5 protein-coding genes and 2 pseudogenes are annotated in these 6,441 nt (G+C 70.7%); 4 read left to right on the top strand and 3 right to left on the bottom strand.

Going from position 1 to position 6,441, the window contains the following annotated elements:
- Window positions 1-260: pseudogene (locus tag ACJA3G_RS26955) on the top strand (hypothetical protein); the annotation flags it as partial.
- Window positions 261-293: 33 nt separating this feature from the next.
- On the opposite strand, the gene ACJA3G_RS26950 reads toward ACJA3G_RS26955, so the two are convergent.
- Window positions 294-1,223: a helix-turn-helix transcriptional regulator gene (locus tag ACJA3G_RS26950; protein WP_406555640.1), complete on the bottom strand. Its 930-nt coding sequence runs from the start codon at window positions 1,221-1,223 to the stop codon at window positions 294-296.
- 398 nt (window positions 1,224-1,621) lie between these two features.
- Between ACJA3G_RS26950 and ACJA3G_RS26945 the strand changes: the two genes are divergently transcribed.
- Window positions 1,622-1,942, top strand: coding sequence for a (2Fe-2S)-binding protein (locus ACJA3G_RS26945; RefSeq protein WP_283142738.1), 321 nt, complete (start codon window positions 1,622-1,624; stop codon window positions 1,940-1,942).
- A gap of 140 nt (window positions 1,943-2,082) precedes the next feature.
- Here ACJA3G_RS26945 and ACJA3G_RS26940 read toward each other — a convergent pair whose 3' ends face one another.
- Window positions 2,083-2,535 (bottom strand): pyridoxamine 5'-phosphate oxidase family protein, encoded by a 453-nt coding sequence (locus ACJA3G_RS26940; protein ID WP_406555639.1) that lies wholly within the window; start codon window positions 2,533-2,535, stop codon window positions 2,083-2,085.
- Between the two features lie 117 nt (window positions 2,536-2,652).
- Here ACJA3G_RS26940 and clpB point away from each other — a divergent pair, with 117 nt between their 5' ends.
- Both clpB and ACJA3G_RS26930 read left to right on the top strand, forming a co-directional pair.
- Entirely contained in the window at window positions 2,653-5,250 is a 2,598-nt protein-coding gene (clpB, locus tag ACJA3G_RS26935) for an ATP-dependent chaperone ClpB (protein ID WP_406555638.1), read from the top strand.
- A gap of 114 nt (window positions 5,251-5,364) precedes the next feature.
- Window positions 5,365-5,919: a YbjN domain-containing protein gene (locus ACJA3G_RS26930; protein WP_406555637.1), complete on the top strand. Its 555-nt coding sequence runs from the start codon at window positions 5,365-5,367 to the stop codon at window positions 5,917-5,919.
- Window positions 5,920-5,929: 10 nt separating this feature from the next.
- Here ACJA3G_RS26930 and ACJA3G_RS26925 read toward each other — a convergent pair.
- A pseudogene (locus tag ACJA3G_RS26925) lies at window positions 5,930-6,441 on the bottom strand (hypothetical protein); the annotation flags it as partial.

Here is a 6,441-nt window from a genome sequence, read left to right as displayed (position 1 = left end):
GTCCCGTGGAGGAAGGCGCCCATCCGCAGGGCGACGGCGGGCGGGACGCGGCCGGGCACCCCGAGGCGGGCCGGCCGCCGGCGCCGGGACGGCTGTTGCGGTTCCCCCAGACGCCCGACGGCCGCCCCGCCCATCCGCTGCCGATCGTCGGCACCGGCGAGGCGCGCGGCAAGGACCTGATGCCGCACCGCCCGCGCGGGCGCCAGCGCGGCCGGCCCGCGGACGACGACGACCCGCCGGGGAGCCATCCGCACGTATGAGACCGCACGTATGAGATGGGGCGGGCGGCGCCGTCAGTCGTCCTGCTCCAGGATTCCCGACTGGGCGATGAGGTAGCCGAGTTGGGCCCGGCTGCCGCTGCCCAGGGCGGCGTTCAGTTTGGCGATGTGGGCGCGGCAGGTGCGGACGTTCATCCCGAGCCGCCGCGCGATGGAGTCGTCCACGTGCCCCTCCACGAGGAGCTTGGCGATGGAGCGCTGGACGCCCGTGATGCCCTCCGCCTTCGAGGAGCCGTACGGGACCTCCTCCTCCCACGGCACCGCGTGCAGCCAGAACTGGTCGAAGACGCCGACCAGATACTGCACCAGGCCCTCGTGCCGCAGCTCCAGCGCGACGCGGCGGTCGCTGCGCGCGGGGATGAACGCCACCCGGCGGTCCACGATGATCAGCCGGTCGATGATCTCTTCCAGCGTGCGGACCTCCAGGCCGAAGGGCGCGATGCGCTCCACGTACCCGATCGTCGCGGAGTGGTGGCGGGCGGTGTGCTGGTAGAGGGTGCGCATGCCCACGCCCCGGTCGAGCAGCGGCTGGACCCGGCGCAGGCCCGACTCCAGGGTCTCGGGTCTGCGCCCGCTGCCGGGCTGGATGGTGAGCAGTTCCTTGGTGCACTCGTCGATGACGCGGTCCAGCGTCGCGTTGATGAGCTCCAGGCCTTCGAGGACCGTGATCGCGTGGGTGCTCGCCGCGTCCTCACTGGTGATCGCCATGAACGGCTCGAAAGTGCTGGCCAGTGACATCGACAGCTTCCTGCGCTCCTGGATCTCGCGTTCCAGGGGCTGCACGAGCTGGTTCAGGACGACCGAGGGAGGAACCGGCCGCAGCTGCTCCGCGTCGTCCGCGTCGGGCCGCAGCAGCGCGAGATCGATGAGACAGGGAGCGGCCTGGGCTTCCGTGCGAGTTATTCCGCCGGTACGCAACGCGGTGGCGTAGAGGGTCTTGCCCATCTCGCACAGGTCTGTAGGGCCATGACTATGTCCGAAGTGCCCCTGATACAACCGGATTACACCCCCCTCATACTCCTGAATTACAGGAACATGATGCCTGGCCTCGCTGGTGGAAGCGCTCAGAGTGAGCCATCGTCTTATGCGCGGGGGGAGGGAATGATCATAAAGAGGTGGAGATCGGCCATGAGCAGGATGGTTCGAGCACTTAGCGCTATAGCCGTTGTCGCGGCTGCTCTTTGCGCTCTCGCCGCGAGTGGGGAACCCACGTGGGAGAGCAAGCCGTCCCACGGAACCGTGGCGGCTCCGGGAGAGCCCACCTGGGAGCACAAGCCGGTGACGCGGGTCCTGGCGGCTCCAGTGGAGCCTACCTGGGAGGTCGCGCCCGCGGGTGTAAGCGCATGAGCCTCCCGCCGGACGACCGGGTCTTCCGGCGCGAAATGGCCACGGCCTACCGCTCGGGGTGGCACTTCATCGACCTCGTCACGGCGATCCCCCACCGTGGCGATTCGTTGATGGTCACCCTGTTCGGCGAGCCGATCCTGGTCGCGCGTGAGGACGACGAGGACGTCCGTGCCTACCGGTGCCTGCGCCGGCCGCGCGGGGCGCCGCAGCCGATTCGCTGTGCCGTTCGCTACGGCATGGTGTTCGTCAATCTGGACCAGCGAGACCACCAACTGTTCGACCCCGAGTCATCTACCGCCACCCCCCGCAGTGCCTGAAGCGATTCCCCCGTCGTTGTAAATCGCTCAGGCGCTTCCCCCACACAGCGGCGCCATCGTGGACCTGAACACGGTGGCGCCGCTGTGCTGCCCGGGTACGGCCACGCCCGCGTACCCACGCGCGCGTGGCCGTACGCGGCTCAGCCCTTGCCCATCGCCCGCTCCAGGACGATCTCGATCAGCACCCGGTCCGGGTTCTCGCGCGGCGTCCGCCCGTACCGCTCGGCGTAGCGGGCCACCGCGTCGGCGATCGGCCCCGCCTCGGTGCGTACGTACGCCCGGCCCTCCAGGGTGGCCCAGCGGCGCCCGTCCACCTGGCAGACCGCGGCCCGCGCCCCCTCCTCGCCGGCCGCCAGCACGTTGCGCACCTTCCTGCTGGACCGGTTGGCGATCACCCGTGCCACGCCCGCGTCCGGGTCGTAGGTGACCCCCACCGGCACCAGGTGCGGGCTGCCGTCCGGGCGCGGGGTCGTCAGCGTGCACAGGTGCCGCTCGCGCCAGAAGGCGAGATAGGCCGCGTCGGGCTGCCGGGGGTCCACAGGGGTACGCGTGGGGGAGGCCGGGGCGGCGCCCGTGTCCGTGCTCGTGGTCATGCGCCGAAACCTACGCGGAACTCGTTCCCGCCACCTTGAGCGGAATAGGCTCAACTTTATGTACGCTGGATGAGTCATGGAGTTCGTACCCCCTGCGCCGAGGAGGAGAGACCGCACGTGGACGCCGAGCTGACCAACAGGAGCCGGGACGCGATCAACGCCGCGAGCAGCCGGGCCGTGTCCGACGGACACCCCGACCTGACGCCCGCGCACCTGCTGCTCGCCCTCCTGACGGGCGAGGAGAACGAGAACATCGTCGACCTGCTGGCGGCCGTCGGGGCCGACCGGGCCGCCGTCCGGTCGGGGACGGAGCGGCTGCTCGCCGCGCTGCCCAAGGTGGCCGGTTCCACCGTCGCCCCGCCGCAGCCCGACCGCGACCTGCTGGCCGTCATCGCCGACGCCGCGCAGCGCGCCAAGGACCTGGGCGACGAGTACCTCTCCACCGAGCACCTGCTCATCGGTCTCGCCGCCAAGGGCGGCCGTACCGGCGAGCTCCTGACCCAGCAGGGCGCGACCGCCAAGAAGCTCCTTGAGGCATTCGAGACAGTACGAGGAGGACGGAGGGTGACCACCCCCGACCCGGAGGGCCAGTACAAGGCCCTGGAGAAGTTCGGCACGGATTTCACGGCCGCGGCCCGCGAGGGCAAGCTCGACCCGGTCATCGGCCGGGACCAGGAGATCCGCCGGGTGGTGCAGGTGCTCTCCCGGCGCACCAAGAACAACCCGGTGCTCATCGGTGAGCCGGGTGTCGGCAAGACGGCGGTCGTGGAGGGCCTGGCCCAGCGGATCATCAAGGGCGACGTCCCGGAGTCCCTGAAGAACAAGCGGCTCGTCTCGCTGGACCTGGGCGCGATGGTGGCCGGGGCGAAGTACCGCGGCGAGTTCGAGGAGCGCCTGAAGACCGTCCTCTCCGAGATCAAGGCGAGCGACGGCCAGATCATCACCTTCATCGACGAGCTGCACACGGTCGTCGGCGCGGGCGCCGGCGGCGATTCGGCCATGGACGCGGGCAACATGCTCAAGCCGATGCTGGCCCGCGGCGAGCTGCGGATGGTCGGCGCCACCACGCTCGACGAGTACCGCGAGCGCATCGAGAAGGACCCGGCCCTGGAGCGCCGCTTCCAGCAGGTCCTGGTCGCCGAGCCCACGGTCGAGGACACCATCGCGATCCTGCGCGGCCTCAAGGGGCGCTACGAGGCGCACCACAAGGTGCAGATCGCGGACAGCGCGCTGGTGGCCGCGGCCACCCTCTCCGACCGCTACATCACCTCCCGCTTCCTGCCGGACAAGGCGATCGACCTGGTGGACGAGGCCGCCTCCCGCCTCCGTATGGAGATCGACTCCTCGCCGCTGGAGATCGACGAGCTCCAGCGGTCGGTGGACCGCCTCCGTATGGAGGAGCTGGCCCTGTCCAAGGAGACGGACGCGGCGAGCAAGGAGCGGCTGGAGAAGATCCGCCGCGACCTCGCCGACAAGGAGGAGGAGCTGCGCGGTCTGACCGCCCGCTGGGAGAAGGAGAAGGAGGGCCTGAACCGGGTCGGTGAGCTCAAGGAGCGCCTCGACGACCTGCGCGGCCAGGCCGAGCGCGCCCAGCGCGACGGCGACTTCGACACCGCCTCCAAGCTGCTGTACGGCGAGATCCCGACCCTGGAGCGCGAGCTGGAGGCCGCCTCCGAGGCCGAGCAGGAGGCCTCCGGGGACACCATGGTCAAGGAGGAGGTCGGCCCGGACGACATCGCGGACGTGGTCGGCTCCTGGACCGGCATCCCGGCCGGGCGCCTGCTGGAGGGCGAGACGCAGAAGCTGCTGCGTATGGAGGACGAGCTGGGCCGGCGGCTGATCGGCCAGTCCGAGGCGGTCCGCGCGGTCTCGGACGCGGTCCGGCGCACCCGGGCGGGCATCGCCGACCCCGACCGCCCCACCGGTTCCTTCCTCTTCCTGGGCCCCACCGGCGTCGGCAAGACGGAGCTGGCCAAGGCGCTCGCCGACTTCCTCTTCGACGACGAGCGGGCGATGGTCCGCATCGACATGTCGGAGTACGGCGAGAAGCACAGCGTGGCCCGTCTGGTCGGCGCCCCGCCCGGGTACGTGGGGTACGAGGAGGGCGGCCAGCTCACCGAGGCGGTCCGCCGCCGCCCGTACAGCGTGGTGCTGCTCGACGAGGTCGAGAAGGCGCACCCGGAGGTCTTCGACATCCTGCTCCAGGTCCTCGACGACGGCCGCCTCACCGACGGCCAGGGCCGCACGGTGGACTTCCGCAACACGATCCTGGTGCTGACCTCCAACCTGGGCAGCCAGTACCTGGTCGAGCCGCTGACCAGCGAGGAGGAGAAGAAGCAGCAGGTACTGGAGGTGGTGCGGGCGTCCTTCAAGCCCGAGTTCCTCAACCGCCTGGACGACCTGGTGGTCTTCTCGGCGCTCACCAAGGACGAGCTGGCGCACATCGCGGAGCTCCAGATCGCCCGCCTCGCCAAGCGCCTGGCCGACCGCCGCCTCGCCCTGGACGTCACGCCCGAGGCGCTGGCCTGGCTCGCCGACGAGGGCAACGACCCGGCCTACGGCGCCCGCCCGCTGCGCCGTCTGATCCAGACCGCCATCGGCGACCGGCTCGCCAAGGAGATCCTGGCGGGCGAGGTCAAGGACGGCGACACGGTCCGCGTCGACCGGGCCGGGGACGGTCTGATCGTGGGCGCGGCGACCGGAAAGCACCTGTAGAAGGGTGGCCGCGCCGGGATTCGGTCAGCCGACAGCGGATACCCGTGGCGGGGGTTGCCAGCCCCCGCCCGGCATGGGAGAGGATGACCGGAACCGTACGAAGGAAGATTCACGATGAGCATCGACCCGTCCTCGATTCCGAATTTCGGGGCTCAGCCCGGCCCGCAGCCCACCGGTGGACCGGCCGGGCCCGTCGTACCCGACCAGGATCTGGTCAAGCAGCTCCTGGACCAGATGGAGCTCAAGTACGTCGTGGACGACGAGGGCGACCTCGCCGCGCCGTGGGAGGAGTTCCGCACGTACTTCATGTTCCGCGGCGAGGAGGACCAGCAGGTCTTCTCGGTGCGGACCTTCTACGACCGCCCCCACAGCATCGACGACAAGCTCGCGCTGCTGGAGACGATCGACGACTGGAACCGCCGCACCCTGTGGCCCAAGGTCTACACGCACACCCACGACGACGGCGCCGTCCGTCTGATCGGTGAGGCGCAGATGCTGATCGGCACCGGCGTCGCCCTGGAGCACTTCGTCTCCTCGACGGTCAGCTGGGTCCGCGCCTCGATCGAGTTCGACAAGTGGCTCGTGGAGCAGCTCGGCCTGGAGAAGGCCGTCGACGGCACCGAGGGCGACGAGGGCGACGCGGGCGACACGCCCGGCGACGACGCCTGAGGCACGGCACTCACAGCGCCATCGGGGCGAGCGTCAGCAGATACGCCCCGTACGCGAACGACAGCCCGGCCAGGGCCGCGGTCACGGTGACCGCCGCCCCGGTCCGGGCTTTCGTCAGCGCCGCCGCCAGCGGCAGCAGCAGCGGGAACGCCGGCAGCAGGAACCGCGGCTTGGACTCGAAGAACCCCGAGCCGCCGACCGTGATCAGCAGCAGTACGGCCGTGTAGACGAGCAGCGGCAGCGGCGGACGCTCCAGCACGAACAGGGCGAACAGCAGCAGCGCCGCCACCGTGATCAGGAACGCCATCGTGTAGCCGAGGTCGAAGGGCCCGGTGGCCAGCTTCCGCACGAAGCGCAGCGATCCCCGGCCGAAGTCGAAGCGGGACGTCCAGGCGGCCTGGACCGCGAAGTAACCCCCCAGCGGATCACCCCTTCGGGCGCCGACCGACAGGACGTACGCGCACCAGCCGAGCGGCGCCAGCGCCCCGGCCGTCCACACCCGCCAGTCGCGCCGTGCGCCCC

Source organism: Streptomyces sp. YS-3, assembly GCF_045257485.1.
Classification (GTDB): Bacteria; Actinomycetota; Actinomycetes; order Streptomycetales; family Streptomycetaceae; genus Streptomyces.
The sequence above is the reverse complement of the archived record's forward strand: the minus strand, read 5'-3'. Positions and strand labels throughout refer to the sequence as shown.

What these genes read in the sequence shown, in the direction of transcription:
- ACJA3G_RS26930 (WP_406555637.1), top strand. Translation starts at nt 5,365, where the DNA reads ATGAGCATCGACCCGTCCTCGATTCCGAATTTCGGGGCTCAGCCCGGC.
- ACJA3G_RS26950 (WP_406555640.1), bottom strand. Translation starts at nt 1,223, where the DNA reads ATGGGCAAGACCCTCTACGCCACCGCGTTGCGTACCGGCGGAATAACT.
- ACJA3G_RS26940 (WP_406555639.1), bottom strand. Translation starts at nt 2,535, where the DNA reads ATGACCACGAGCACGGACACGGGCGCCGCCCCGGCCTCCCCCACGCGT.
- ACJA3G_RS26945 (WP_283142738.1), top strand. Translation starts at nt 1,622, where the DNA reads ATGAGCCTCCCGCCGGACGACCGGGTCTTCCGGCGCGAAATGGCCACG.